Annotated in this window: 23 protein-coding genes; 11 read left to right on the top strand and 12 right to left on the bottom strand. The window is 69.0% G+C overall.

Annotated elements, in window-relative coordinates; translation table 11 throughout:
- Window positions 1-221: 221 nt before the first annotated feature.
- The 4 genes from FZ033_RS10860 to FZ033_RS10845 form a co-directional block, all read right to left on the bottom strand.
- Entirely contained in the window at window positions 222-1,049 is an 828-nt protein-coding gene (locus tag FZ033_RS10860) for an ATP-binding cassette domain-containing protein (RefSeq protein ID WP_232847433.1), read from the bottom strand.
- The gene (locus FZ033_RS10855) at window positions 1,046-2,128 is read right to left on the bottom strand and encodes an ABC transporter permease (protein WP_149576129.1); all 1,083 of its coding nucleotides are present in this window, start codon (window positions 2,126-2,128) and stop codon (window positions 1,046-1,048) included. Before FZ033_RS10855 ends, FZ033_RS10860 begins: the two co-directional genes overlap by 4 nt.
- Window positions 2,129-2,184: 56 nt before the next feature.
- The gene (locus FZ033_RS10850) at window positions 2,185-3,228 is read right to left on the bottom strand and encodes a substrate-binding domain-containing protein (protein ID WP_149576128.1); all 1,044 of its coding nucleotides are present in this window, start codon (window positions 3,226-3,228) and stop codon (window positions 2,185-2,187) included.
- 207 nt (window positions 3,229-3,435) lie between these two features.
- Window positions 3,436-4,731 carry an NAD(P)/FAD-dependent oxidoreductase gene (locus FZ033_RS10845; protein ID WP_149576127.1) on the bottom strand — a complete coding sequence of 432 codons (1,296 nt, stop codon included), beginning with the start codon at window positions 4,729-4,731 and terminating at the stop codon, window positions 3,436-3,438.
- 273 nt (window positions 4,732-5,004) lie between these two features.
- On the opposite strand from FZ033_RS10845, the gene FZ033_RS24020 reads away from it, so the two are divergent.
- Both FZ033_RS24020 and FZ033_RS10835 read left to right on the top strand, forming a co-directional pair.
- Window positions 5,005-5,580, top strand: a complete 576-nt coding sequence (locus tag FZ033_RS24020; protein ID WP_012114430.1) for a hypothetical protein — start codon at window positions 5,005-5,007, stop codon at window positions 5,578-5,580.
- 314 nt (window positions 5,581-5,894) lie between these two features.
- Window positions 5,895-8,801 (top strand): EAL domain-containing protein, encoded by a 2,907-nt coding sequence (locus FZ033_RS10835; RefSeq protein ID WP_149576174.1) that lies wholly within the window; start codon window positions 5,895-5,897, stop codon window positions 8,799-8,801.
- A 128-nt stretch (window positions 8,802-8,929) separates the two neighbouring features.
- Here FZ033_RS10835 and FZ033_RS10830 read toward each other — a convergent pair whose 3' ends face one another.
- The 4 genes from FZ033_RS10830 to FZ033_RS10820 all read right to left on the bottom strand — a co-directional run bounded on the left by FZ033_RS10830 (window position 8,930) and on the right by FZ033_RS10820 (window position 11,903).
- Window positions 8,930-9,574, bottom strand: a complete 645-nt coding sequence (locus tag FZ033_RS10830; protein ID WP_269149860.1) for a YcgN family cysteine cluster protein — start codon at window positions 9,572-9,574, stop codon at window positions 8,930-8,932.
- A 37-nt stretch (window positions 9,575-9,611) separates the two neighbouring features.
- Window positions 9,612-9,782, bottom strand: coding sequence for a hypothetical protein (locus FZ033_RS24015; RefSeq protein WP_188079424.1), 171 nt, complete (start codon window positions 9,780-9,782; stop codon window positions 9,612-9,614).
- A 234-nt stretch (window positions 9,783-10,016) separates the two neighbouring features.
- Entirely contained in the window at window positions 10,017-11,243 is a 1,227-nt protein-coding gene (locus tag FZ033_RS10825) for a GGDEF domain-containing protein (protein ID WP_188079423.1), read from the bottom strand.
- A 231-nt stretch (window positions 11,244-11,474) separates the two neighbouring features.
- Window positions 11,475-11,903: a hypothetical protein gene (locus FZ033_RS10820; RefSeq protein WP_149576125.1), complete on the bottom strand. Its 429-nt coding sequence runs from the start codon at window positions 11,901-11,903 to the stop codon at window positions 11,475-11,477.
- A 223-nt stretch (window positions 11,904-12,126) separates the two neighbouring features.
- Between FZ033_RS10820 and FZ033_RS10815 the strand changes: the two genes are divergently transcribed.
- Window positions 12,127-13,041, top strand: a complete 915-nt coding sequence (locus FZ033_RS10815; protein WP_232847431.1) for a diacylglycerol/lipid kinase family protein — start codon at window positions 12,127-12,129, stop codon at window positions 13,039-13,041.
- Window positions 13,042-13,129: 88 nt separating this feature from the next.
- Here FZ033_RS10815 and FZ033_RS10810 read toward each other — a convergent pair whose 3' ends face one another.
- A complete protein-coding gene (locus FZ033_RS10810; protein ID WP_149576123.1) occupies window positions 13,130-13,552 on the bottom strand; it encodes a hypothetical protein in 423 nt (140 codons plus the stop codon).
- A gap of 273 nt (window positions 13,553-13,825) precedes the next feature.
- Here FZ033_RS10810 and FZ033_RS10805 point away from each other — a divergent pair, with 273 nt between their 5' ends.
- The 8 genes from FZ033_RS10805 to FZ033_RS10770 all read left to right on the top strand — a co-directional run bounded on the left by FZ033_RS10805 (window position 13,826) and on the right by FZ033_RS10770 (window position 22,018).
- The gene (locus FZ033_RS10805) at window positions 13,826-15,307 is read left to right on the top strand and encodes a replicative DNA helicase (protein ID WP_149576122.1); all 1,482 of its coding nucleotides are present in this window, start codon (window positions 13,826-13,828) and stop codon (window positions 15,305-15,307) included.
- A 101-nt stretch (window positions 15,308-15,408) separates the two neighbouring features.
- The gene (gene alr / locus FZ033_RS10800; protein ID WP_232847430.1) at window positions 15,409-16,482 is read left to right on the top strand and encodes an alanine racemase; all 1,074 of its coding nucleotides are present in this window, start codon (window positions 15,409-15,411) and stop codon (window positions 16,480-16,482) included.
- A gap of 189 nt (window positions 16,483-16,671) precedes the next feature.
- Entirely contained in the window at window positions 16,672-18,141 is a 1,470-nt protein-coding gene (gene radA / locus FZ033_RS10795) for a DNA repair protein RadA (RefSeq protein ID WP_149576121.1), read from the top strand.
- 143 nt (window positions 18,142-18,284) lie between these two features.
- Window positions 18,285-18,989 carry a CvpA family protein gene (locus tag FZ033_RS10790; RefSeq protein WP_149576120.1) on the top strand — a complete coding sequence of 235 codons (705 nt, stop codon included), beginning with the start codon at window positions 18,285-18,287 and terminating at the stop codon, window positions 18,987-18,989.
- Window positions 18,990-19,011: 22 nt separating this feature from the next.
- On the top strand, window positions 19,012-20,556 hold the full coding sequence (gene purF / locus FZ033_RS10785) for an amidophosphoribosyltransferase (protein ID WP_232847429.1): 1,545 nt from the start codon (window positions 19,012-19,014) through the stop codon (window positions 20,554-20,556).
- A gap of 74 nt (window positions 20,557-20,630) precedes the next feature.
- A complete protein-coding gene (locus FZ033_RS10780) occupies window positions 20,631-21,377 on the top strand; it encodes an SDR family NAD(P)-dependent oxidoreductase (protein ID WP_149576119.1) in 747 nt (248 codons plus the stop codon).
- Window positions 21,378-21,449: 72 nt separating this feature from the next.
- A complete protein-coding gene (locus FZ033_RS10775) occupies window positions 21,450-21,767 on the top strand; it encodes a type II toxin-antitoxin system Phd/YefM family antitoxin (protein WP_149576118.1) in 318 nt (105 codons plus the stop codon).
- The gene (locus FZ033_RS10770; protein ID WP_149576117.1) at window positions 21,764-22,018 is read left to right on the top strand and encodes a Txe/YoeB family addiction module toxin; all 255 of its coding nucleotides are present in this window, start codon (window positions 21,764-21,766) and stop codon (window positions 22,016-22,018) included. The genes FZ033_RS10775 and FZ033_RS10770 overlap by 4 nt, the downstream gene beginning before the upstream one ends.
- A gap of 13 nt (window positions 22,019-22,031) precedes the next feature.
- On the opposite strand, the gene FZ033_RS10765 is transcribed toward FZ033_RS10770, so the two are convergent.
- The 3 genes from FZ033_RS10765 to FZ033_RS10755 form a co-directional block, all read right to left on the bottom strand.
- Window positions 22,032-23,738, bottom strand: a complete 1,707-nt coding sequence (locus FZ033_RS10765; protein ID WP_149576116.1) for a lysine--tRNA ligase — start codon at window positions 23,736-23,738, stop codon at window positions 22,032-22,034.
- Between the two features lie 107 nt (window positions 23,739-23,845).
- Complete coding sequence (locus FZ033_RS10760) at window positions 23,846-24,469, bottom strand: DUF5666 domain-containing protein (RefSeq protein WP_149576115.1); 624 nt, start codon at window positions 24,467-24,469, stop codon at window positions 23,846-23,848.
- A 180-nt stretch (window positions 24,470-24,649) separates the two neighbouring features.
- A complete protein-coding gene (locus tag FZ033_RS10755) occupies window positions 24,650-25,438 on the bottom strand; it encodes a transporter substrate-binding domain-containing protein (protein WP_232847428.1) in 789 nt (262 codons plus the stop codon).
- Window positions 25,439-25,491 lie beyond the last annotated feature (53 nt).

Genomic DNA, 25,491 nt, shown 5'->3' with positions numbered 1-25,491 from the left:
CCCCGGGAACGGGGGGGGCCCCGGGCGCGCCCCGCGGGCCCCCGGCCCGCCGAGGGGGGCGCGCGGCCCCGGAACCCCCCCCCCCCCCAAAACAACCCCGCCGGGATCACGGCAATGCAGGCCGTGATCCGGGCGTTTGTTTCCGCGCCTGTGCCATGGCCTGCCCACCCCCGCGCGGGAAGGCCCCGGCGGCGCGGAACGCCGCCATGACCGGCCCAGCCTCAGGCCGCCATTTCCTGCGGGGCGCGGGCGCCGGTCATGAGCGCCACCGCGTCCGACATGGTGCAGGCCGAGGGCTGGACCACGGTGAGCCGCCGCCCCAGCCGGTGGATGTGGATGCGGTCGGCGATCTCGAACACGTGGGGCATGTTGTGGCTGATGAGCACCACGGCAATGCCGCGCCGGCGCACGTCGAGGATCAGCTCCAGCACGCGGCGGGATTCCTTCACGCCCAGCGCGGCGGTGGGCTCGTCCAGGATCACGACGCGCGAGCCGAAGGCGGTGGCGCGGGCCACCGCGATGCCCTGCCGCTGGCCGCCCGAGAGCGTCTCCACAGGCTGGTTGATGGACTGCACCGTCATCAGCCCCAGCTCGGTGAGCTTCTCGCGGGCCATGCGCTGCATGCTCTTGCGGTCGAGCATGCGGAACACCGAGCCGAGCACTCCCGGCTTGCGCAGTTCCCGGCCAAGGAAGAGGTTGTCGGCAATCGACAGGCCCGGCGCCAGCGCCAGCGACTGGTAGACGGTCTCGATGCCCGCCGCCTGCGCGTCGAGGGGGGAGCGGAACTGCACCGGCTTGCCGTCGAAGCGGATCTCGCCCTCGTCCGGCACCAGCGCCCCGGAGAGGGCACGGATGAGGGACGACTTGCCGGCGCCATTGTCGCCGATCACCGCCAGGATCTCCCCGGGATAGAGGTCGAAATCCGCATGGTCGAGGGCCGTCACCCGGCCGTAGCGCTTGACGAGGCCGCGGGCCTCGATGAGCGGCCGGCGCACGCCGGTGTCCGTCGTCGCGCTGAGAGTGTTCGTGCCGAGAGTATTCGTGCTCATGCCGACACCTTCCGGATCCACTGGTCGAGGGTGACCGCGACGATGATGAGGCTGCCCACGGCGAATTCCTGCCACAGCACATCCACCCCCGACAAAGCGAGGCCGGAGCGCGAGACGCCGACGATAAGCGCGCCGATGAGGGTGCCGATGATGGAGCCGCGCCCGCCGAACAGGCTGGCCCCGCCGATCACCACCGCGGTGATGCTGTCGAGATTGGCGGTCTGCCCCGCCTGCGGGCTGATGGAGCCGATGCGGCCGATGAGCGCCCAGGCCCCCAGCGCGCAGATGACCCCCGCCGCCACATAGACGCAGAACAGCACCTTGTCGGTGCGGATGCCGGCGAGGCGCGCCGCGTCCGGATCATCGCCCACCGCATAGATGTGGCGGCCGAGGGCGGTGCGGTTGAGCACGTACCAGACGATGGCCACCAGCCCCAGCATGAAGAAGGTGCCATACGTCAGGCGGGCGCCGAGCAGGTCCACCGGCGTGCCGAGCCACTGCAGGAACGGCGCGGCCTTGGCCACGTCCTGCGCGCGGATGGTCTGGGCGCCCGAATACCAGAGGTTCAGCGAGAAGAAGATGGACCAGGTGCCCAGCGTCACGATGAAGGGCGGCAGCTTCAGCCGCACCACCAAGAGGCCGTTGAAGGCGCCGCAGGCCGCACCGGTGGCAAGTCCGGCGGCGAACGCCACAGGCACCGGCAGGCCCAGCGCGACCGCGAGCTTGCCCATGATCACCGAGCACAGCACCATCACCGCGCCCACCGACAGGTCGATGCCCGCCGTGAGCACGATGAGCGTCTGCGCCACCCCGATGATGCAGATGATGGTCACCTGCTGGAGGATCAGCGACAGGTTGAAGGCCGAGTAGAAGCGCGGCCCCACGATGGCCGAGAACACGGCCACCCCCAGCACCAGCACGATGGCCGGCACCGCGGTCGGATTGGCATGCAGGAAATGCTGCAGCATCTGGAGCGGGGACCTGGCGTGGACCTCGAATTCCGCCACCCGCGTGTCCTGCTTGCTCAGGACAGTCTCGAACGCCTGCATCCCGCGTTTCTCCCCACTCGTGTCTGTCATTGCAGATCCCTCCGCGGCCGTTCCGGCCGGCGCACGCGTGCTGTCGTTGGCGCCGCTCAGCCCCAGCACTTCTTCAGGGCGGCGTCGGTGCCGATGGAGGGCAGCCCCGGCACCGGCCGGTCGGTGACCAGCTCCACGCCGGTATTGACGAAATCCTGCCCGTCCGAAGGCTTCGGCTTGGTACCGTCCGTGGCGTATTTCAATACCGCCTCGACGCCCATCTGGGCCATGACGAGGGGGAATTGCATGGCGGTGGCGGCGATGACGCCGTCCTTCACATTGCGCACCCCAGGGCAGCCGCCGTCCACGGCCACCACCAGCACGTCCTTGTCGCGGCCGATGGAGCGCAGCGCCTCATAGGCGCCGGCGGCGGCGGGCTCGTTGATGGCATAGACGACCGACACATAGGGATCGCGCTGGAGCAGGTTCTCCATGGCGCGGCGCCCGCCCTCCTCGTTGCCGAGGGTGACGTCGTGGCCGACGATGCGGCTGTCTTTCTCGTCGCCGATGACGGCGGGGTCGGCCACGTTCACGCCGAAGCCCTGGAGGAAGCCCTGGTCGCGGGCCACGTCCACGGAAATCTGGTTCACGTTGAGGTCGAGCAGGGCGACCTTGGCCGATTGGGCACCGGCGCCGAGGGTCTTGGCCGCCCATTCGCCCACCAGCTTGCCGGCGCTGAAATTGTCGGTGGCGAAGGTGGCGTCGGCCGCGCTCGGGGGATCGAGCGGCGTGTCGAGGGCGATCACCAGGATGCCCTTGGCCCGCGCCTGCTCCAGCACCGGCACGATGGCGCGGGAATCGGACGGGGTGATCAGGATGCCCTTGGCGCCGGCGGCGATCAGGCTTTCGACGGCGGTGACCTGGGCGTCGGTGTCGCCGTCCATCTTGCCGGCGAAGGAGCGCAGCTCCATGCCCAGCCGCGCGGCGGCGGCTTCCGCGCCCTCCTTCATCTTGACGAAGAAGGGGTTGGTGGAGGTCTTGATGACGATGCCGACGATGGGCTTTTCGGCGGGCTTTTCCGCCGCCCCCGCGGGCGATGTCGCGGCCACCCCGGCCCAGGCGACAGAAGCTGCCATCAGCAGCCGTGGCCACTCCTGCATCGAACGTCCTCCCAGTGCGCCGGCGCGGTTTCCGCTTGCCGGACGGATGCGTTATCCGCATGGCATCTGAGCGCAGGGCGCATGGCGAGTCAATAGATAAATCCATCTGAGTTATTAATAGAAAGTCGTGCAACGGCAGCGCCTCCCGACCGATCGGAAGGCGGCGAAACGCGGTTGTGAACGCGAAGGCACGCTCCGGCCGGGGCCTCAGAACCGCGCGGCGACGAGGTGGGCGAGACCGGAACCGGCGGCGTAGACCGCTTCCCGCGCCAGACGCCAGCGGGCCGCCTCCACCGCGCTTGGCGGCAGCGGAAGATCCGCCTCCCGCACCCGGCCTAGCACGAGGTCCGCCAGCAGGGCGCCAAACACGGTTCCCGGCGCAATGCCGCGTCCATTGTAGCCGGCAACGGCCACGCCGGTGCGCCCCAGCCGGTGGAAGCGCGGCAGGGCGTCGGCGGTCATGCCGATCGTGCCGTGCCAGCCGGCCTCGAAGGCCACCTCGGAGGCCATCTGGCCGAGCTGCGGATAAAGCCGCTTCAGCACCCGCCGGGCATAGGCGCGGTGGATGGCGCCGCCGGCCCGGCCGAGGGCGCCGATGCTCCCGAACACCAGGCGGCCCGCCGCATCCATCCGGAACGAGATGAGGATGGATTGGGTGTCCCAAGCGCCCTGCCGGCCGGGCAGGATGGTGTCGCGCACCGCCTGCGGCAGAGGCGCTGTGGCGAGGTTGAAATAGGGCAGGTGCACCTGCTCGCGCCGCAGCGGGGCGAACGGCCCGGTACCATAGGCGTCGGTGGCGACGATGAGATGGTCGGCCTCAAGGCCTCCCCCCGGCGTGGTGAGCCGCCAGCCGGCAGGGGTCTCCTCGGCCGCCACCACCGGGCTCGACGCGAAGATCTGCGCGCCGGCCTGAAGCGCCGCCAGCGCCAGTCCCCGCGCATAGGCGAGCGGCTGGATCGTGCCGGCGCGCAAATCCAGCAACGCGCCGGAAAAATCGCCGCCACCCACCATGGCCCGCGCCTCATCGGCCTCCAGCAGCCGCACCGGCGCGCCGCGCGCCTGCCACTGGGCGGCGCGGGCCTCGATCTCGGCGCGTCCGGCGGCGCCCACGGCGCAATGGAGCGTACCCACGGGCGCCACCTCGCAGGCGATGCCATGGCGCGCCACCAGGTCGAACACCGCCTGCGGCGCCGCGCCGAGGAAGCTGATCAGCGCCTCGCCCGGCGCCTCACCCAGGGCGGCGCGGATGACATCCGGCATCACCCACAGGCCGGCGTTGACGAGGCCCACATTGCGCCCCGCCCCGCCGAAGCCCACCTCCGCCGCCTCCAGCACGGCCACCCGCGCCCCCGCCTCGGCGAGCCGCAGCGCCGCCGACAGCCCGGCATATCCCGCCCCCACCACGGCCACATCGGCCCGCTGGATCCCCGAGAGCGGCGCCTGCGCCGGGGCCGGCGGGGCCGTGACCTGCCACAGGCCGTGGGAACGCGGAGCGATCGGCATCGGGCACCCTTTCCCATGGGCCTGCACCGGACCTGATCGGGCCGGTGATTCTCTCTCAAGATGGAGGATAGAGCGGGCGTTGCCGATCTGATGGCCATGCCACCCGATCCGAACGCGCTCCGGCGGTCCAGGACCGGGACGAAATGCGCCGTGTGCTGCACCGCAGGATCACAAAAATTTAAGCCTTGCCTGGTTAAGTTGCAGCACGATTTTGTGTTTTCGGGTCCCTTTTGGTATGAGGGGCCCCCAGTTATGGTTTATCGGAGCTGCGTGATGGCAAGTCCGCGCGTCTATGTTTACCAGTTCGCCTCCGGCGCCCAGTGGGCCGCCGGGGACAGCGTGGAGACCTATCTCCGCCGGCTTCTCGATGTGGATTTCGCCCAGGCGCTGCGTGCGGATCGGCTCGCGGCCGTCACCGCCTTCCTCGACGAAGCCTTCCAGCTCGCCCACACCATCGGCTGGAGCGGCGGTGCCCGCGAGCTGCCGCAGATGTTCTCCCTGCCCGGCATGCCGGCGGAAGAGGCCATCCACATGATCGCCTGGGAGCAGGAAGACGGCGTGGCCTACATCGCCTCGCCCTATCCCCTGCCGTGGCTCGACGCCAAGGCCTCGCGCACCACCGATTCCGAGCGCGCCGTGCCGGCCGAGGAGGTCCATCCCGCGCCCCCCGCCGCCCGCCCCGCGCCGCAGCCCCCGCTGGAGGTGATCTCCGCGCGCGCCGAGGAAGCGGTGGAGGAAGCCCTCGACCCCTTCTCCGAATATGTGCGCCGCGAAGAGGCCGCCCGCCTGACCCGCGAGCCGACCCCGCTCTCCGCCGACGACCGGGACAACGCCCGCCGCTTTTTCTGAGCGGTCGCACCACGGTTTGAATGCGCGCCCACACCGGGCGCGCATTCGTTTTTTCGGGCCCCGGAACTTGCGGCGGTATCATGACGCCGCCACGCGCCTTGCTCCGGCCGCACGGCTTGGCTAGGGAATCGGGCGCGCGGGGCCAGCCCCGGCGCACATGCATTCCTCATGGATGAGCTTGAGCTCTTGCCGTCCCGCGCTTTGCGTCGCACCTTCGGCAGGCTGCCCTCCTCAACCGAAACTCGGCCCGGCAGCAGTCCGGGTGCGGAGACCTGACATTGCGGTCGTTGCTCGCTCGCGTCATTGCTCTGCCGATGGCGCTCCTCGTGGCGCTCGTCGTGGCGCCCCTGCTGATGCTGCCCGCCGGCAGCGCGCAGGCGATGGAGGCCATCGCCCTGCGCCTCGACGCCAAGGTGGTGGACCTGTTGCCCGCCGTGCAGCGCGAGACCACCGAGGACGGCCGCTTCCAGATCTCCACCGCACCCGATACGGAAGGCGTGGTGCGGCGCATCGAGGTGCCCACCTCCGATGGACGCAGCCACGGCGACTGGATCGCCTTCGCCCTCACCAACAATACCGACGAGCAGGTGGATCGCCTCATCGTCGCCCCGCACTACCGCATGTCCGGCTCCGGCCTGTTCTGGCCCGATCTCGGCAACCGGCGGATCACCTCGCTGACGCCGAGCCAGGGCTTCAAGCCGGAGCGGCAGAGCGCGCCCGACGCCGACGTTTTCCTGATCACCCTCGACCCCGGCTCCACCGTCACCTTCGTGGCCGAGCTGGGCAGCCCCACCCTGCCCCAGCTCTATCTGTGGGAGCCGGACGCCTACAAGGACCGGGTGAACGCCTTCACCCTCTACCACGGCATCGTCATCGGCATCGCCGGCCTTTTGGCGCTCTTCCTCACCATCCTGTTCGTGGTGAAGGGCTCGGTGATGTTCCCGGCGGCGGCGGCGCTGGCCTGGGCGGTGCTGGGCTATATCGGCCTCGATTTCGCCTTCTGGTCCAAGGTGTTCGGCCTCTCACCCATTGCCGAGCAATTCTGGCGGGCGGCGGGCGAGGCCATCCTCACCGGCACGCTGCTGGTGTTCCTGTTCGCCTATCTCAACCTCAACCGCTGGCACGTGCGCTACGTGCACGTGGCCGCCGGCTGGCTCACCTTCCTCGCCGCCCTGGTGGCGGTGGCCCTGCTCGACGCGCCGGTGGCGGCCGGCATCGCCCGCCTGTCGCTGCTGGCGGTGGCGGTGGCCGGGCTGGGCGTCATCATCTGGCTCAGCCAGCACGGCTATGACCGGGCGGTGCTCATCATCCCCACCTGGTCGCTGCTGGTGGTGTGGGTGCTCATGGCCGGGCTCACGGTGGCAGGCTTCGTCACCAACGATCTCGCCGCCCCCGCCCTCTCCGGCGGCCTGGTGCTGATCGTCATGCTCATCGGCTTCACGGTGATGCAGCACGCCTTCGCCGGCATCGGCGGCATCCAGGGCTCCACCTCCGAGCTGGAGCGCCGGGCGCTGGCGCTCGCCGGCTCCGGCCTCATCGTGTGGGACTGGGATGTGGACACCGACCGCATCTACACCTCACCGGAAGCGGAGGAGGCGCTGGGCCTCAAGCGCCATTCGCTGGAGACCGAGGCCGCCGGCTGGCTGGAGGTGCTGCACCCCGCCGACCGCGACCGCTTCCGCGCCACGCTGGACGGCATCATCGACCAACGGCGTGGGCGCATCGACCAGGACTTCCGCCTGCGCGCCATCGACGGCCACTACCTCACCTTCAACCTGAAGGCCCGCCCGGTGGTGGGCGCCGACGGCGAGGTGGTGCGCTGTGTCGGCACCCTCATGGACGTGACCGGCGAGCGCATCGCCGCCGAGCGCCTGCTCCACGACGCGGTGCGCGACAACCTCACCGGCCTGCCCAACCGGGAATTGTTCCTCGACCGGCTCAGCCAGTCCCTCACCATGGCCCGCCTCGACGACAAGGTGAAGCCGACGGTGATGGTCATAGACCTCGACCGCTTCAAGCAGGTCAACGTGCAGGTGGGCATGGCGGTGGCCGATTCCATCCTGCTCACGGTGGCGCGCCGCCTGATGCGCCTCTTGAAGCCGCAGGACACGCTGGCGCGCATTTCCGGCGACCAGTTCGGCATGATCCTCATGTCCGAGCGCGACGCCGAGCGCATCACCACCTTCGCCGACACCCTGCGCCGCTCCCTGCGCGCACCCATCGCCTTCGCCGACCGGGAAGTCTTCGTCACCGCCTCCATCGGGCTGGTGCTGGCGGGACCCGACCAGTCGAAGCGCGAGGAGGTGCTGAAGGACGCCGAGCTGGCCATGTATTACGCCAAGCGCATCGGCGGCGACCGCATCGAGGTGTTCCGCCCGGCCATGCGCCAGCAGAAGATCGACCGGGTGGTGCTGGAAGGCGAGTTGCGCGAGGCCCTGGCCAAGAACCAGATCTCGGTGCGCTACCAGCCCATCGTGCGCCTGGGCGACCGGGCCATCGGCGGGTTCGAGGCCTATATGCGCTGGAACCATCCGCGCCTCGGCGAGCTGGCCGCCTCCGAATTCCTGCTGCTGGCGGAGGAGACCGGGCTCATCCTCGACCTCGGCCTGTTCGTGCTCGACGCCGCGGCGCGCCAGCTCGGCCAGTGGCAGCGCACCCTGCGGGTGGACCCGCCCCTGTTCATGCATGTGAACGTCTCGTCCCGCCAGCTGCTGCGGCACGACCTGATCCAGGACCTGAAATCCGTGCTGGCCCGCAACGCGGTGGCGCCCGGATCGCTCAAGCTGGAAGTCACCGAGAGCCTGGTGATGGAGAACCCCGAATATGCCGCCGTGGTGCTCGGCCGCATGCGGGAGCTGGGCGCGGGCCTGTGCCTCGACGATTTCGGCACCGGCTATTCCGCTCTCTCCTATCTCCAGCGCTTCCCCTTCGACAGCGTGAAGATCGATCCGCGCTTCGTGCGCGACACCGCCAAGGGCGCCGCCCGCGCCGCCCGGCCGGTGATCGTCGGCGCCATGATCGACCTCGCCCACGACCTCGGCATGGACGTGATGGCGGAGGGCCTGGAGAAGGAAACGGAAGCCGGCGAGATGGCGCGCTTCGGCTGCGAATACGGCCAGGGCGTCGTCTTCGGCGAGCCCCTCACCGCCGAGGAGTGCCGCACCCTTATCGAGCCGGCGCCAGTGGAGACCCGCAAAAAGCGCTCGACCGCGGCGGAGTAGGCGCGGGAATAGCTGCGCGGCCTCAGACACACCGCCGCACCAGGACGGTTGGCACCATCCCGGTGTCAGGCGAAGCCAGCGCAGAGGGGGCTGGCCTCGGGCGCGCGCGGCGCCGGGCAGGGATCGTGTCAGTCCTTCTGATCGTTCGCCTTCGGGCGGCGCGGCCGGGCGCGCGCTCCCGTCGGCGCCTTCGCCTCAGTCTTGACGCCCGTCTTGGCCCCGCCTTTCGCCCCCCTTGGCCAGCGCACCGGCCAGGCGACGATATGGTCCACCAGCTCGAACAGGCCGAACTCGTTCTCGCTGCCGGCCACCTTGCCCGAGACCGTGATGCCGGCCGCCGCGACGCTCCCCGCATCGCCCGACACCAGCGGATGCCAGAACGGCAGGTCCTTGCCCTCGCCGACCAACCGGTAGGCGCAGGTGGGCGGCAGCCAGTTCAACTCCGCGACGCTCTCAGGGGTCAGGCGCACGCAGTCGGACACGATCTCGGAACGCCGCTCATAGTCGGAACAGCGGCAGGTGGCGGCATCCAGCAGGCGGCAGGCGACATCCGTATAGGCCACCTGCCCGGTGTCCTCGTCCTCGAGCTTCACGAGGCAGCAGCGGCCGCAGCCGTCGCACAGGCTCTCCCACTCGGTCGCGCTCATGGCCGACAAAGGCTTCGCCCGCCAGAACGGGAGGCGTGCCCCATCGGGCGCCGGGGCGTCCGGCGCGTCTGGGGCGATGTCGTCCCGGGGGGTATCTTCGGGGCTGCTCTCTTTGGGGCTGCTCATGGGCGCCCCTCTAGCACACCGCACCTGCCGCGTCCGCTCACTCGAACATGAGCATCATCTCGTAGATGACGGGCTTCGCCGCGCGCATGGCCGGCGCATCGGAGCGGAAATCCCGGTCGCCGTCCACATCGTCCGCCGGGGCGCCCGGCGTGGGCTCCAGCAGCAGCAGCAGGCGGCATCCGCCGGCTGCCGTTCCAGCGCGAACCAACAGGGGGAAACCGGACCGCCGGTCCCGGCGTCAGGATTTGCGGCCGGCGTGGGTGTAGTAGTCCGCGAAGGCGAGGACGAGGGCGAAACCGCCAAAGGCGACGACGATCCCGGTGACGACGAGAGCAACTTGCGCAGGCATGTCCTTGGCCTCCCTTTGGGGCCCCCCTTTTGGGGACCTCCCGATGTTTTCCGGAAGGCTAGGCACCCGCACCGCGCGCGACGTTGATCTGGATCAACCGGCGCCCTGTCCCGCCGACGGCACCGCCAGCACGCCATCATCGGTCAGCACAAGATCGCGGCCGGCGTGCTTGGCTGCGTAGACCAGCTGGTCGGCGCGATGGAGCAGGTCCGCCAGGTCCTCGCCCGGCCTGCGCTCGGCGACGCCAAAGCTCGCGGTGACGACGGCGCCCGGCGGCAGCATGGCGAAGGCGGTGCGCCGCAGCTCGGCGCGCACCCGCTCGGCGAAGCGGAAGGCGCTGCGGGCGCCGGTGCGGGCAAGCAGCACCACGAACTCCTCTCCGCCGCGGCGCGCCGCCACATCCCGCGGCGTCACCGCGCGGGCGACGAGGCCGCCGACGGTGGCGAGCACGAGGTCGCCCGTCGCATGGCCGAAACTGTCGTTGATGACCTTGAAGCGGTCGATGTCGAAATAGACCAGGCTCAGGGGATGACTCGCCTTGTCGGCGACGAGCTCCTGGGCGAGATCGTCGAAGCCGCGGCGGTTGGCGAGCCCGGTCAGGGGATCGACGCGGCCCTGCCGCTTCAGCTCGTCCATGACGTCGACGGCGATGGCTCCCATCAGGGCAAGCGCCACCAGCAGGCCGCTGACCAGCAGCGAGAAGTTGAGCACCTGCCAGAACGGCGAGCGACGGAAAAGAAGCCCGATGGCGTTCCGGTCGGCGCCCTCCTGCCGCATCTGGTCGAGCGCGAACAGCTCGGGCGAGATGGACATGGTCAAGACGGTGCGCACGAAGAAATGGAGACCGAACAGGAGGAAGACCCAGAACAGGATCCGGTCCACCGTCCGCCGGCCGCTGGCCCCGAAGATCTCGACCGCGGCGAACAGGAACATGAGGCCGTAGCCGAAATTCTGCACATAGATCCGGGCGACGAGGCTGCGGTCCACATACATGAAATAATAGAGCAGCCCGAGGATCACCACGGAGACGGCGACCAGCACCGGGGCGGAGCCCGCCTTGCCGAACCGCGCCAAGACTCCTTGCACAAGGCAGAAGATGCCGAACGTGTAGATCAGGCCCGAGACCATGGTGTTGAGCCCGACACCTGCCGGAACCTGGAACAGCTGCGATAGCGCGGCCATGGCATAGGCGCAGAACGCCACGGCGAAGAGCGGCACGTAGGACCGCTCGCGGTGGTGCAGCCAGACCAGGAGAAAGACGCAGGCGACAATGAGCGAGATGGCCGGGCCGGCCAGGAGATAAAGGCGTCCCTCGGACATTCTTTGCCTTTGGACGCCCGCACGCGGGACGCCCCCCTTTGCGCCTGGACCGCTGCGTCGCCGCGGCGCATCACGCCCCAGCATTGCAACCGCACACAACGCAACTTCAATGTGCCGCGGCGGTAAAAGTCAAGCCTTGGAGCACACGCCCATCCGCTTGCGATGCAATCTGATGGGATCCGGCTCCGGCTCGCCTTGCGGCCGGGATTCGGGCGCCGCGCGCATCCCGGCCTACCGCTTGTAGGCCCACAGGCGCAGCTCGTGCTTGAGGCGCCGGAAATCGTAGAAGGTGAAGGTCAGGAACAGGGCTGCGACCAATGCGAGCACCAGCGAGACACCGCTGGACCATCCGATGGCCGAAGACGAAAAATCATAGACGAAATAAGCCACGAGCGCCGTCACCGCCACCGCCGCCCCGAAAAACAGCCGGGTATCGAGCCGGGCGATGAGGATGCCGACGCCGACCCAGATCACCACGGCGAGCAGGATCGCCCAGCCGATCCCGAGGCCGAACTGTCGGGCCACGAAATGGCCGCCGGCGCCGCACAGCACCACGGATGCGACCAGAAGCAGCAGCCCGGCCCGCAGACGCAGGATGGAAGGGGAGGATGCCCGTTTGGACGGTGGAGGCGAGCTGGACGGCGGAGGCACATTGGCCATGATTGGACCCCTTGATGAGATGAGCCCGGCACGGCCGCGCGTCCCCTGGAGCACGATCCGATCAGATCGAACCGGTCTGATCGGTGAATCGCCCTCCAACTCCAGGAGAGAGAACCCGTTCTCCGATCAGCTTGCAATGCCAGCCGACCGGCACGTGCTCTAACGGGAACCTTAAGGCCGCGCCGGCGCTTGTGCCGGTCTGGAGGATGCCACGATGCGGCGGATGCGGGTCGTACTCAATGCCAAAGCCGGGACCATCCACGACATGGGGCCCGAGCGGGTCCGCGCCATCGTGGACGAAGCCCTGACGCGGCCGGGCACGGACGTGGAGGTGTTGGTGGCGCACGGCGAGGCCATCGCCCGCGCCATCTCCTCCGCCGAGCGCGACGGCTACGACACGGTGGTGGTGGGCGCCGGCGACGGCACGGTCTCCTATGCCGCATCGGTGTTCGCCAACACCGAGGTTGCCCTCGGCGTGCTGCCGCTGGGCACCATGAACATGCTCGCCTACGACATCGGCCTGCCGCGCGACCTGGCGGGCGCCCTCGACGCCCTGCTGAAGGCGCGGCCCATGCAGGTGGACGTGGGCCTCCTGAACGGGCGGGCCTTCCACGGGGTCTCGGGGGTGGGCTTCTTCAGCCAGATGGCGCTGGCCCGCGAGCAACTGCGCGCCCAGCGCGGGCGGGTGCTGGGCTGGCTCATGGCGCTCGGCAAGGCGGTAGCGCGGTCGGGGCGCATCTCCATCGAGGTGGAGGTGGCGGGCGTGCGCGAGCCCATCGAGGCCTATGCGGCGCTGGTGACGGTGAACGCCTTCGACGCCCCCGGCTGGCACCGCTCGCGGCTCGACGGCGGGCTGCTGGAGGTGCTGGTGGCGGAGGACCGCGGCACCCTGGCGCGGCTGAAGACCGGCGCAGAAGTGCTGGTGAATGCCTGGCGCGACAAGCCGGGCATCCATGCCTTCCAGGCCCGGCGGGTCACCATCCACGCCCGGCGCGAGCGCGCCTGGGTGGCCACCGACGGGGAAGTGGAGCGCGAGCGCGTGCCCCTGCGCTACGCCATCGCCCCCGGCGCGCTGAAGCTGCTGGTGCCGCCCGCCGCCATCCAGTGGCGCGAGCACGATGCCCAGGCGGTGACGTGAGCGGATCGGCCGTGTCGCTCATACCAAAGCCCGCGCGGCGCCTGAGCGACACCCTCTCGGCACCGGTCAAAGACCGGGGCCGTTGGTATCAGTTCGAGCCGTCGTCGTTGCTCTCGCCGCAGGTATAGCCGACGAAGCAGCGCGGATTGTCCGAGGTGGCGATCCAGGCCGGCTTGGTGATCTGGTCCCCGGCGCAGAAGCGCTCGTCGCGCACATAGCGCTGGGCATTGCCGTTGCCAGTGGGAATCAGGATGAGGCCCTGGGTGCGCACCACCTGGGCGATGCCGCCGCAGGTGGAGGGCGGCACCGGAATGGCCATCATGCCTTCGGGCGGCGGGGTGTTCTGGCCGTAGATGGCGGTGCCGTCCACAGGCACCGGCAGGTTGGAGGCGCCGAGGTCGGGCGGCAAAGCCAGAGGATCGCTGCTCTGGGCGAGGGCGGGAACGGACATGCCGACGATCGCCATCGCCAGCATGGCACGGCCAAACACGCCGCCGAGATTTCCGCGCATGACGATTCCCTTCGTATTCGTGCCGCCGGCACCGGATCTATCCCACCTTGCGGGAGCGAGCAAAGCGAGAAGCCGCCGGAATGACCGGGACTGGAAGGGAAGCCGGCACGATGCTCCCGCACGAAGTCGGCGACGGCTTGTGCCCGCTATCCCCAGATCCATCCCCCCTGTGGAAAAAGCCCGCAGCTTGATTTCGGAACAAACTAAGAACTTACTGTGCTCAGGACCCCGGACTTGGTAAGGAAGTGACCCATCCAGCGGAACCTTGGCGCCATGCTCGACCTCCCCAACGCGGGCGATCTCGAACCGTCCTATCGTCAGGCCCCGCACAATCTGGAGGCGGAGCAGGCGCTGCTGGGCGCCATCCTCGTCAACAACGAGGCATTCTACCGGGTCTCCGACTTCCTCGAGCCGCGCCATTTCTACGAGCCCATCCACGCCCGGGTGTTCGAATTGGCGAGCGCCCTCGTGCGCGCCGGCAAGCTCGCCACGCCGGTGACGCTGAAGACCTTCCTGCCCTCGGACCTCGATGTGGCCGGCCTCACCGGGCCGCAATATCTCGCCCGCCTCGCGGCGGAGGCGACCACCATCATCAATTCCGAGGATTACGGCCGTACCATCTACGACCTCTCGGTGCGCCGCGACCTGATCCGCATCGGCGAGGAGATCGTCAACGAGGCGTTCGATGCCCCGGTGGACGCCACCCCGCAGGACCAGATCGAGCAGGCGGAAAAGCGGCTTTACGAGATCGCCGAGACCGGCCGCTACGACGGCGGCTTCCAGCGCTTCGGCGAGGCGCTGCGCGAGGCGGTGGACATGGCCTCCAAGGCCTTCCAGCGCGACGGCCACCTCTCCGGCATCGCCACGGCGCTGGACGACCTCGACCACCAGATGGGCGGCCTGCAGCCCTCCGACCTCGTAATTCTCGCCGGCCGCCCGGCCATGGGCAAGACCGCGCTCGCCACCAACATCGCCTTCAACATCGCCGCCGCCTATCGCGGCGAGACGCGGCCCGACGGCGGCATCGAGACCGTATCGGGGGGCATCGTCGGCTTCTTCTCGCTGGAAATGTCGGCCGAGCAGCTCGCCACCCGTATCCTCGCCGAGCAGGCCGAGATCGCCTCCTACAAGATCCGTCGCGGCGATATCTCGGAGAGCGAATTCTCCAAGCTCGCCGCCGCCGCCCAGACCATGCAGACCATCCCGCTCTACATCGACGACACCGGCGGCCTCTCCATCGCCCAATTGGTGGCCCGGGCGCGGCGGCTGAAGCGCCAGCGCGGGCTCGACTTCATGGTGGTGGACTATCTCCAGCTGCTGTCGGGCTCCTCCAAAAGTTCATCCCAGAACCGCGTCCAGGAGATCACGGAGATCACCACCGGACTGAAGGCCTTGGCGAAAGAGCTGCAAGTGCCCATCATGGCGCTGTCGCAGCTGTCCCGTCAGGTGGAATCGCGAGACGACAAGAGGCCGCAATTGTCGGACCTGCGCGAATCCGGCTCCATCGAGCAGGACGCCGACGTGGTCATGTTTGTGTTCCGGGAGGAATATTACCTTAAAAGCAAGGAGCCGAAGCCCGGCACAGAGGAGTGGTTCAAGTGGGAGATCGAGATGAAGGCGGCCGAGAACACGGCCGAGGTCATCATCGGAAAGCAGCGCCACGGCCCCACGGGGACGGTGAAGGTGCATTTCGAGCCCCAGTTCACCCGCTTCTCCAACCTGGCGCGGGAGGACCACCTGCCGGAGCGCCACTGAGCGCGCCCTCCCCGGAGGAGGCCGCAGCCCAGGCCGCCGCCATCGCCGCGGCGCACGAAAGCGCCGACCGGGAGGCGCGGGAAGCCGGCGCCATCCTCACCGTGGATCTGGGCGCCATCGCCGACAACTGGCGTACCATCGCCGCGCTCGCCGCCCCGGCCGAGTGCGCCGCCGTGGTGAAGGCCAACGCCTATGGGCTCGGCATCGACCGGGTCGCCCCGGTCCTGTGGCGGGCCGGCGCGCGCAACTTCTTCGTCGCCCATTTCAAGGAAGCGGTGGCCCTGCGCGCCCTGCTACCCGAGGCCATCATCTATGTGCTGAACGGCCTTCTGCCGGACTGCGCCGCCGACTATGCGGCCGCGAACCTGCGCCCCGTGCTGGGATCGACCCCGGAAATCTCCGACTGGAGCGATTATTGCCGCGACAACGGCGTCAAACTGCCCGCCGCCATCCATGTGGATACGGGCATGCACCGGCTCGGCCTGTCGCTGGAGGAGGCGGTGCAGCTCTCCGGCACCTTCCGCCTCCTGGGCTTCACCCCCAGCCTGATCATGAGCCACCTCGCCTGCGCCGACACGCCGGGGCATGTGCTCACCGCCCGCCAGCGCATGGTGTTCGCCGACGTGGTGCGGCGCTTCCCCCGCATTCCGGGATCGCTGGCCAATTCGGCCGGCACCCTGCTCGGCCGCGACTTCCGGTTCGAGCTGGTGCGGCCGGGCATCTTCCTTTACGGCGGCATCGCCATCAACGGGGTGCCGCCGCTGCGGCCCGTGGTGCGGCTGGAGGTCAAGGTGGTGCAGGTCTCCACCGCCCCGGCCGGGGAGACGGTGGGCTATGGCGCCGCCCAGCGGCTGAAGCGGCCGAGCCGGCTCGCCACCGTCTCCATCGGCTATGCGGACGGCCTGTTCCGCGCCGGCGGCTCCACCGACGCCACCAAGGGGGTGGAGGCCATCCTCCACGGCCAGCGCTGCCCCCTGGTAGGGCGCGTCTCCATGGACCTCGCCACCCTCGACATCACCGACCTGCCGGACGGCGTGGTGCAACGGGGCGATGCCGCGGTCTTCCTCGGCGACGGCATCAGCGTGGATGACCTCGCCGCCCGCTCCGGCACCATCGGCTACGAAGTGCTCACCTCGCTGGGCGCCCGCTACGCCCGACACTACGTGGGCGGGTGAGGTAGCCGCCCAACTTTGCCTGCTCCCGTATCGACCTCTTCCTCCCCGCCCGGAAGCGAACCGGGGCCAACTGGTCGCCGTCCGCAATGCGCCATCTGGACTGCATGTTCTCATTTTGTGCTCTAATGGCTAAGCGCAGGGGGATTCGCTCCGCAATCTGATCGGCGCGTGCTCCAGCGGAACGAGGTCATGGCAAAGCGCGACACCTCCTTCATCTGCCAGTCCTGCGGCGCGGCCTATACGCGCTGGCAGGGCAAGTGCGAGGCGTGCGGCGCCTGGAACACCCTCGCGGAGGAAGTGGCGGTGGTCGCCAGCGTGCCCGCCGCCCAGCGCTCCGGCCGCAAGGGCCGCTCGGTGGCGCTGGAAACCCTGCAGGGCACCGCCACGCCCGCCCCCCGCATGGTCTGCGGCATCGGCGAGCTGGACCGGGTGGCCGGCGGCGGCTTCGTGCCGGGCTCGGTGCTGCTCATCGGCGGCGATCCCGGCATCGGCAAATCCACCCTGCTGGTGCAGGCCTCGGCGGCGCTGGCGGCGAGCGGACAGCGGGTGATCTACGTCTCCGGCGAGGAGGCGGTGGACCAGGTGCGCATGCGCGCTCAGCGCCTCGGACTGGATCAGGCGCCGGTGAGCCTTGCCGCCGAGACCAATGCCGAGAATATCATCGCCACCCTGTCCGGCGGCCCGCCTGTTCACATGGTCGTGATCGACTCCATCCAGACCATGTGGTCGGACAGCGTGGAATCCGCCCCCGGCACGGTGACGCAGGTGCGCACCTCCGCCCAGTTGCTGGTGCGCTACGCCAAGCAGACCGGGGCCTGCGTGATCCTGGTGGGCCATGTCACCAAGGACGGGCAGATCGCCGGGCCCCGGGTGGTGGAGCACATGGTGGACGCGGTGTTCTCCTTCGAGGGCGACGGCGGCCACCAGTTCCGCATCCTGCGCGCCCAGAAGAACCGCTTCGGCCCCACCGACGAGATCGGCGTGTTCGAGATGACCGGGCGCGGCCTGTCTGAGGTGGCCAATCCCTCCGAGCTGTTCCTTTCCAATCGCGACGCCGGCGCGCCGGGCACCGCCGTGTTCGCCGGCATGGAGGGCACCCGCCCCGTGCTGGTGGAGATCCAGGCGCTGGTGGCGCCCTCATCGCTGGGCACCCCGCGCCGCGCCGTGGTGGGCTGGGACCCCAACCGCCTCTCCATGGTGCTGGCGGTGCTGGATGCGCGCTGCGGCGTGCGGCTCGGTGGGCATGACGTCTATCTGAACGTGGCAGGGGGGTTGAGGATCGGCGAGCCGGCGGCGGACCTTGCCGTTGCGGCAGCTTTGGTCTCCTCCCTCACCGGCGCACCCCTGCCGGCGGATGCGGTCTATTTCGGCGAGGCGAGCCTCACCGGCGCGGTGCGGCAGGTGGCGCAGGCGGCGGCGCGCCTGAAGGAAGCGGCGAAGCTGGGCTTCGCCCGCGCGGTGCTGCCCTCCGGCGGCCTCGACGGGGTCGATGCGCAGGTCTCGCTGCAGCCGGTCGGCTCGCTGGCGGAGCTGGTGGCGGCCATTGCGGCCTGCGCCCCCCGCCGGCCTGCCATGCGAGATTCGCGGGGCGGGGGCGAGCGGGAACAAAGGCCCCGGGCCGTGGAACATGCGGAATGGGCGGACGACGAGGCCGGATAACCCAAGCCATAACGCAGGAAGGTGACGCGGGCCGGCGCGCAAGCTATATCAGCCGCGCGGCGGGCTCCCACCAGGCAACCACCTGGACGGCATGCCGCGCGCATGCGCGCGTCGCGGTGCGCGGATGACGGAACACTGCGCCGATGCCTGTGACTTTGCTCGACATCATCGTTCTGACGGTCATGCTGATTTCGGGGCTGCTGGCCATGGTCCGCGGCTTCCTGCGCGAGGTCTTCTCCATCCTCTCATGGGTGGTTGCAGCCGGCGTCACCGTGTATTTCCAGAAGCAGCTCCTACCGGTCGTGAAGCAATACATCGCCCAAGATACGGCGGCTCTTGCCGTCACCGTGGCGGTGCTGTTCCTCGGCACGCTTCTTCTTGCGACGATCATCACGGCGCGCATCTCCGACGTGGTGCTCGACAGCCGAATCGGCGCGCTGGACCGCACGCTGGGCTTCATGTTCGGGCTGGCGCGCGGCCTGCTGCTCATGGTGATCGCCATGCTGTTCTTCAACTGGCTGGTGCCGCCGGAGAAGCTGCCGCCGTGGGTCGCCAATGCAAAATCGCTTCCCGCCATCAAGAGCGCGGGGGAGTGGCTTAAGGCGCAGTTGCCGGATGACCCTGAAAACACCATCTTGAACAAGTTGAAGAAGCCGCCCGCCGGAGAGGAGGGCGACACGCCCGCCGCCCCGGCCGCCCCGACGGGGGGGCAGCGTTCGGATTTGGGGGGCACCACAAGACCAGCCGGGTCGGCTGACGCATCCGCGGCGGGGGGTAAATCCTACCGCTCCACGGAACGTATGGGTCTCGACCAGCTCGTCGCCAGCACGCGCGGCACCGGCCAGTAAGCCGCCCGAGCGGAGGTGCATGATGGATTTCGACAGTGACGCCCCGATGACCGCGGGCGACCAACCCCGTTCCGAGGATGGCCATCCCCGGCTGGCTGGGCTGACCCAGGCCGAACAGGCGGATCTCGACCTGAACGGCGACCGCCTCCGCGAGGAATGCGGCGTCTTCGGCATCTACAATCACCCGGAGGCGGCGGCCATCACCGCCATCGGCCTGCACGCGCTCCAGCATCGCGGGCAGGAGGCGGCCGGCATCGTCTCCTATGACGGCAAGCGCTTCCATTCGGAGCGGCGCCTCGGCCTCGTGGGCGACGCCTTCTCCGACGCCGGCGTCATCGAGCGCCTGCCCGGCGACATGGCGGTGGGCCATGTGCGCTACTCCACCACCGGCGAGACCCTGCTGCGCAACGTGCAGCCCCTGTTCGCCGAGCTCGACGCCGGCGGCTTCGCCGTGGGCCACAACGGCAACCTCACCAACGGCCTCACCCTGCGCAAGCAGCTGGTGCGGGACGGGGCCATCACCCAGTCCACCACCGACACCGAGGCCATCCTTCACCTCGTTGCGCGCTCCAAGAAGCCGCGCTTCATCGACCGCTTCACCGACGCCCTGCGCGCGCTGGAGGGGGCCTATTCGCTCGTGGCCCTCACCAACAAGAAGCTCATCGGCGCCCGCGATCCCCTCGGCATTCGCCCGCTGGTGCTGGGCATGCTGGACGGCTCGCCCATCCTCGCCTCCGAGACCTGCGCCCTCGACATCATCGGCGCGCGCTATGTGCGCGACGTGGAGAACGGCGAGGTCATCGTGATCGACGAGGACGGCCTGCAGTCCTTCAAGCCGTTCCCGGAGATGGCGGCGCGGCCCTGCATCTTCGAATACATCTATTTCGCCCGGCCCGATTCCGTGGTGGGCGGGCGCTCGGTCTACCAGGTGCGCAAGAAGATGGGCCGCGTGCTGGCGGAGGAAAGCCCCGCCAACGCCGACGTCATCGTGCCGGTGCCGGATTCCGGCGTGCCGGCGGCCATCGGCTTCTCCCAGGCCTCGGGCATCCCCTACGAGCTGGGCATCATCCGCAACCATTATGTGGGGCGCACCTTCATCCAGCCCACCCAGTCCATCCGCGACCAGGGCGTGCGCATGAAGCATTCCGCCAACCGCTCGGTGGTGGAAGGCCGGTCCATCGTTCTGGTGGACGACAGCCTGGTGCGCGGCACCACCTCGGTGAAGATCGTGCAGATGATGCGCGATGCCGGCGCCCGGGAGGTGCATTTCCGCATCGCTTCCCCGCCCATCACCCATCCCGACTATTACGGCATCGACACCCCGGACCGCGACAAGCTGCTGGCCGCCACCCACGACCTGGAAGGCATGCGGCGCTATATCGGCGCGGATTCGCTGGCGTTCCTCTCGGTGGATGGCGTCTACCGCGCCATGGGCTTCGAGGGCCGCGACCCGGTGAAGCCGCAATTCACCGACCACTGCTTCACCGGCGACTATCCCACCCCGCTCACCGACCGGGCCGGCGCCGTGGGCCAGCAGCAGCTCTCGCTCCTGGCCGAGGCGAGCTGAACCGCGCCTCTTGAAACCCCTCCCCCCGCCCTGCGGGGGAGGGCGTCTTTTTCCCTAAAGTCCACGGAAGCCGCATGACCGCCGACCGGCCCCTCGCCGACAAGATCGCCCTCGTCACCGGCGCCACCCGCGGCATTGGCGCTGCCACCGCCATCGCACTGGCCCGGGCCGGCGCCCATGTGGTCTGCGTCGGCCGCTCCGACAGCGGGCTCCAGGACATCGACGACAACATCCGCGCCGTGGGCGGCACCGCCACCCTGGTGCCGCTGGACCTGAAGGATTCAGAAGCCATCGACCGGCTCGGCGGCGCGCTGTTCGAGCGCTACGGGCGGCTCGACGTGTTCGTGGCCAATGCCGGTGTGCTCGGCCCGCTGTCGCCGCTCGGCCATGTCTATCCCAAGGACTGGGACGACATCGTCGCGGTGAACCTCACCGCCAACTGGCGCTGCGTGCGCTCGTTCGATCCGCTCTTGAAGCTGTCGCCGGCCGGGCGGGTGGTGATGATCTCCTCCGGCGCCGCCCACAAGGCGCGGGCCTATTGGGGTCCCTACGCCCTCACCAAGGCCGGGCTGGAAGTGCTCGCCCGCACCTGGGCGGCGGAGAGCGTCTCCGGCAATCTCAAGGTGAACCTGTTCAACCCCGGCCCCATCCGCACCCTGATGCGGGCCAAGGCGTTCCCAGGCGAGAACCCCATGACCCTGCCCGCCCCCGAGGAAGCCGCCGCCGCCATCCTGCCCCTGTGCCTGCCCACCTTCATGGAAACCGGCAAGCTCTATGACTTCCCGCAGGGCAAGCTCCTGAGCTTCCAGATGCCGGTGTGAGGCACCGTCCGCCTGCGGCGGGCTGGCTCACACACTATTTGCGAATTGTACCTTTTTAGGTACAATTCAGCCATGCGCACCACCTCATACAGCGAGCTTCGCCGCAACCTTGCCGCCACGCTGGACAGCGTGACGGCCGACCACGCCCCCGTACTCATCACGCGGGAGCGGGGCAAGCCGGCGGCGGTGCTCATGTCGCTGGAGGATTTCGCGTCTTATGAGGAGACGCGCTATCTGCTGCGCAACCCGCGCAACGCCGACCGTCTCATGGAAGCGGTGGCCGATCTCGACGCCGGCAAGGGGGCCGAGCGCGAGCTTGGAGCGTTTTCGAGCGAAGTGGACACCGGTTCGCGTGATGAAAACGCGTCAGAACAAGATTCTACCGAGTGAAGCTCGTCTTCCATGAGCGCGCGTGGGAGGATTACCTGCATTGGCAGGCGAGCGATCCCAAGCTGCTGGAGCGCCTGAATGCGCTGATCAGGGAAGCGAGCCGCACGCCGTTCTCCGGCACCGGCAAGCCGGAGCCGCTGCGCGGTCCGTTGGCGGGCTGGTGGTCGCGCCGCCTCACCCAGGAGCACCGGCTGGTCTATCGCGCGGAGGGCGACCGGCTCCTCATCGCCCAATGCCGGTATCATTATTGAGAGTAGCGGCCGCTCACGCCTTCGCCAGTTCCCCCGCCAGCGCCTTGCGGATCAGCTCCCGCGTCTCGGCCACGCCGTAGATCTCCACGAAGGAGCCGAAGCGCGGACCGCGGGCGAGGCCGAGCAGCACCTGGTAGAGGGTGTTGAACCACTCGATGGACACCCCCGGCCGCTCCGGGGTGGCGCCCTTCGCCTTCAGGTCCTGATAGCGCGGGATGGGGCGGGCCACGTCGTAGAGCGCGTTCTGGATATCGTCCGCGGTGGCGCCCGCCGGCAGGGCCGCCAGCGCCGCGTCGAGCTTGGCGAGGGCCTCCTGCTCGACCGCGTCGGGCGCCCGGAACACCTTGTTCGGCTTGACGAAATCGTGGAAATACTTGACCGCATAGCCGACCAGTTCGGCGAGCTTGGGATGGGTCTCGCCCGACACCCCCGGCACGTGGCGGCGGAGGAAGCCCCACAGCACGCTTTCGTCCTCAGTGTTGGAGGCGGAGGCCAGATTCAGCAGCATGGTGAAGGACACCGGCATGTCCACCCTGGGCGGCTCGCCCGCATGGATGTGCCATACCGGGTTGCCGAGCCGCTGCTTCCAGTCCTGCTCCTCATACTTGCCGAGGAAGCCGAAATAATCGTCCACGTTGCGCGGAATGACATCGAAGAACAGCCGCTTGCCCGAGCGCGGCGACTGGAACATGAACAGGCTGAGGCTCTCCGGCGAAGCGTACTTCAGCCAGTCCTCGATGGACAGGCCGTTGCCCTTGGACTTGGAAATTTTCTGCCCCTTCTCGTCGAGGAATAGCTCGTAATTGAAGCCTTCCGGCGGCTCGCCGCCGAGCGCCTTGGCGATCTGGCTGGAGAGCTTGACGGAATCGATGAGGTCCTTGCCCGCCATCTCGTAATCGACGCCCAGCGCCACCCAGCGCATGGCCCAGTCGGGCTTCCACTGCAGCTTGCAGCCGCCGCCGGTAACCGGGACCGTCACCTTCTCCTTCGTGTCCGGGTCTTCGTAGGTGACGGTGCCATGCTTCACGTGGTGCTCGAGGATCGGTACCTGGAGCACCCGCCCGGTGCGCGGGCAGATGGGCAGGAAGGGGGAATAGGACGCTGCCCGCTCCTCGCGCAGGGAGGGCAGCATCACGTTCATCACCTTCTCGTAGTGATGCAGCACCTTCAGCAGCGTGGCATCGAACCGGCCCGACATGTAGCAGTCGGTGGCCGACATGAATTCATACTGGAAGCCGAAGGCGTCGAGGAACGCGCGCAGGCGCGCATTGTTGTGCTCGCCGAAGCTGTCATGGGTGCCGAAGGGGTCCGGCACCTTGGTCAGCGGCAGGCCCAGCGCCTTCTGCAGCATGTCCTTGTTGGGGACATTGTCCGGCACCTTGCGCAGGCCGTCCATGTCGTCGGAGAAGGCGACGAGGCGGGTTTTCACCTTGTCTTCGGTCAGCACGCGGAAGGCGTGGCGCACCATGGTGGTGCGCGCCACCTCGCCGAAGGTGCCGATATGCGGCAGGCCCGAGGGACCGTAGCCGGTCTCGAACAGCACCTCGTCCGATGCGCGCTCCTTGGGGTGGCGCTTCAGCCGCTCCACCAGCTTGCGCGCTTCCTCGAACGGCCAGGCCGTGGCCGTCTCGGCCACGCGCTTCAGCTCGCCGGGAAGGTCGGCCGGATCGGCGAAGGCGGAGGCAGCATCGGGCGGAACGGAGGACGGCGCGGAGGACATGGCAGGCTCCAAAAAAGGAGCGCGAACTTAGGAATGTCGGCGGGTGGCGTCAACGCGGGCCTTCTCCCGCCGCGCCCGCGCGCCACCGCTCCGCCGGATCCGGGTTCCTACAAGGCCGGGACCACGTCGCCGCGGCCCACCAGAACGCGCTGGGCCTCCAGCGCGCCATCTCCCGCGCTCACGCCTCGGATCACCACGCGGGCGCCGGCCTTCACCTCGTCGAGGCTGCCGGGCACGAAACGCACGAGGGAGGTGGCCGGGGTCACCAACACCTGCTTGCGGCCGCCGCCATAGGCGATGGTGAGGAGGTTCCCGGAGGTCTCCACCACCGTCTCGGCAAGGGCGCCGTTGGTCATGGTGGCGTTGGGAGCGAGATCGTAGGCGCGGGTGCCGTCGCCGGTGCCGCGCGCGGCTTCCGGGAACACGTGGATGGACACCGCCCGTTCCGGCGCGCCGGGCTGCGCGCCCTCCTGCGGCAGGGCGGCGACGCCCACATAGGAATGGGTCGGAATGTCGGAGAGCTTCAGCGCCTCAAGCCCCACCACCGTGGTGCGGTCGGACAGGGCAACCCGCACATCCTGCCCGTCCCGGGCGTGGACGACAGCCGTCCCGCCCGCGATGGAGGAGATGGTGCCGCGCAGGTTCACCGTCTGGGCGCCGGCAGGCACCGCCAGGGCAAGGAAGGCGAAGGTCGCGGCGAGCGTGGCGGCGAATGGGGGCATGGAGCGCATGGAGGGGTCTCGAGGCAGGACAGACGGGCGCGCGGGTGCCGGAGCAACCCACTCATATTTATATAATACACATCGATTTTATAAACTAAAGATCCGCCCGGCTCCGCCTGCCCCCCGATCAAGCAAGATCGCGTGAGGCCGCGCCCACCCTGCCCCGGCGCGACGCGATCGCATCGCCCCTCAATAGAAGCCGATGGGGAACCAGCGCAGGTAGAGGTCGGTATAGACGCCCTTTTCCCAGATGCGCTGCAGGGCGAAGTCCATGGCGTGGCGCAGGGTGTCGTTGCCCTCCTTCACCGCCACGGAGAAGCCGTCGCCGAAGAAGCGGCTTTCGGTGAAGGGGCCGCCCACGAAGCGGCAGCAATTGGCGCTGTCCGCGCCGTTGAGCCACAGAGCCAGCGTAATACCGTCGCCGAACAGCAGGTCCACCTGGCCCCCTTTCAGCGCCTCCTGCGCCGCCTTCAGGTCCGGATAGGGACGGATGGCGGCTTCGTTGAAGAACGAGCGCAGATAGGCCTCATGGGCCGTACGGCTCACCACAGCCACCTTCTTGGCCGCCACGTTTTCCGGCGTGGCGGCGCCCAGGGTCTCCTGCCGCTTGCCCACGAAACGCGCCGGGGTGCCGAGATAGCGCTCGGAGAAATCCAGCGCGGCGCGGGACTGCGGCGTGGCGGTGAGGCCGGCGATGGCCGCTTCCGCCCGCCCCTGCTCGACGCTGTCCGCCAGCGTGTCGAAGGCCGCCGCCTGGAGCACGCAGGTCACCCCCAGCTCGGCGCAGATGGCGCGGGCGAGGTCCACGTTGAAGCCGGAGAGCACCCCGTCGGAATTCAGGAAGTTGAAGGGCGGGTAATCGTCGGTGGTGACGAAGCGCAGCTCCTTGGGCAGGCGCGCGGCATCGGGCCGCTCCAGCCGGCGTTCCACATTCCAGAAATTGGGCACCGATACGCCGCCGGCGCCCGCACCGCTCACCTGTCCGCCCCGGACCGGCCCCCATACGGGCGACGGCCCCGGCGGCTGCTGGG

The sequence above is a fragment of the Xanthobacter oligotrophicus genome, assembly GCF_008364685.1.
GTDB lineage: Bacteria > Pseudomonadota > Alphaproteobacteria > Rhizobiales > Xanthobacteraceae > Xanthobacter > Xanthobacter oligotrophicus.
This window is presented reverse-complemented; position numbering and strand designations above follow the sequence as displayed.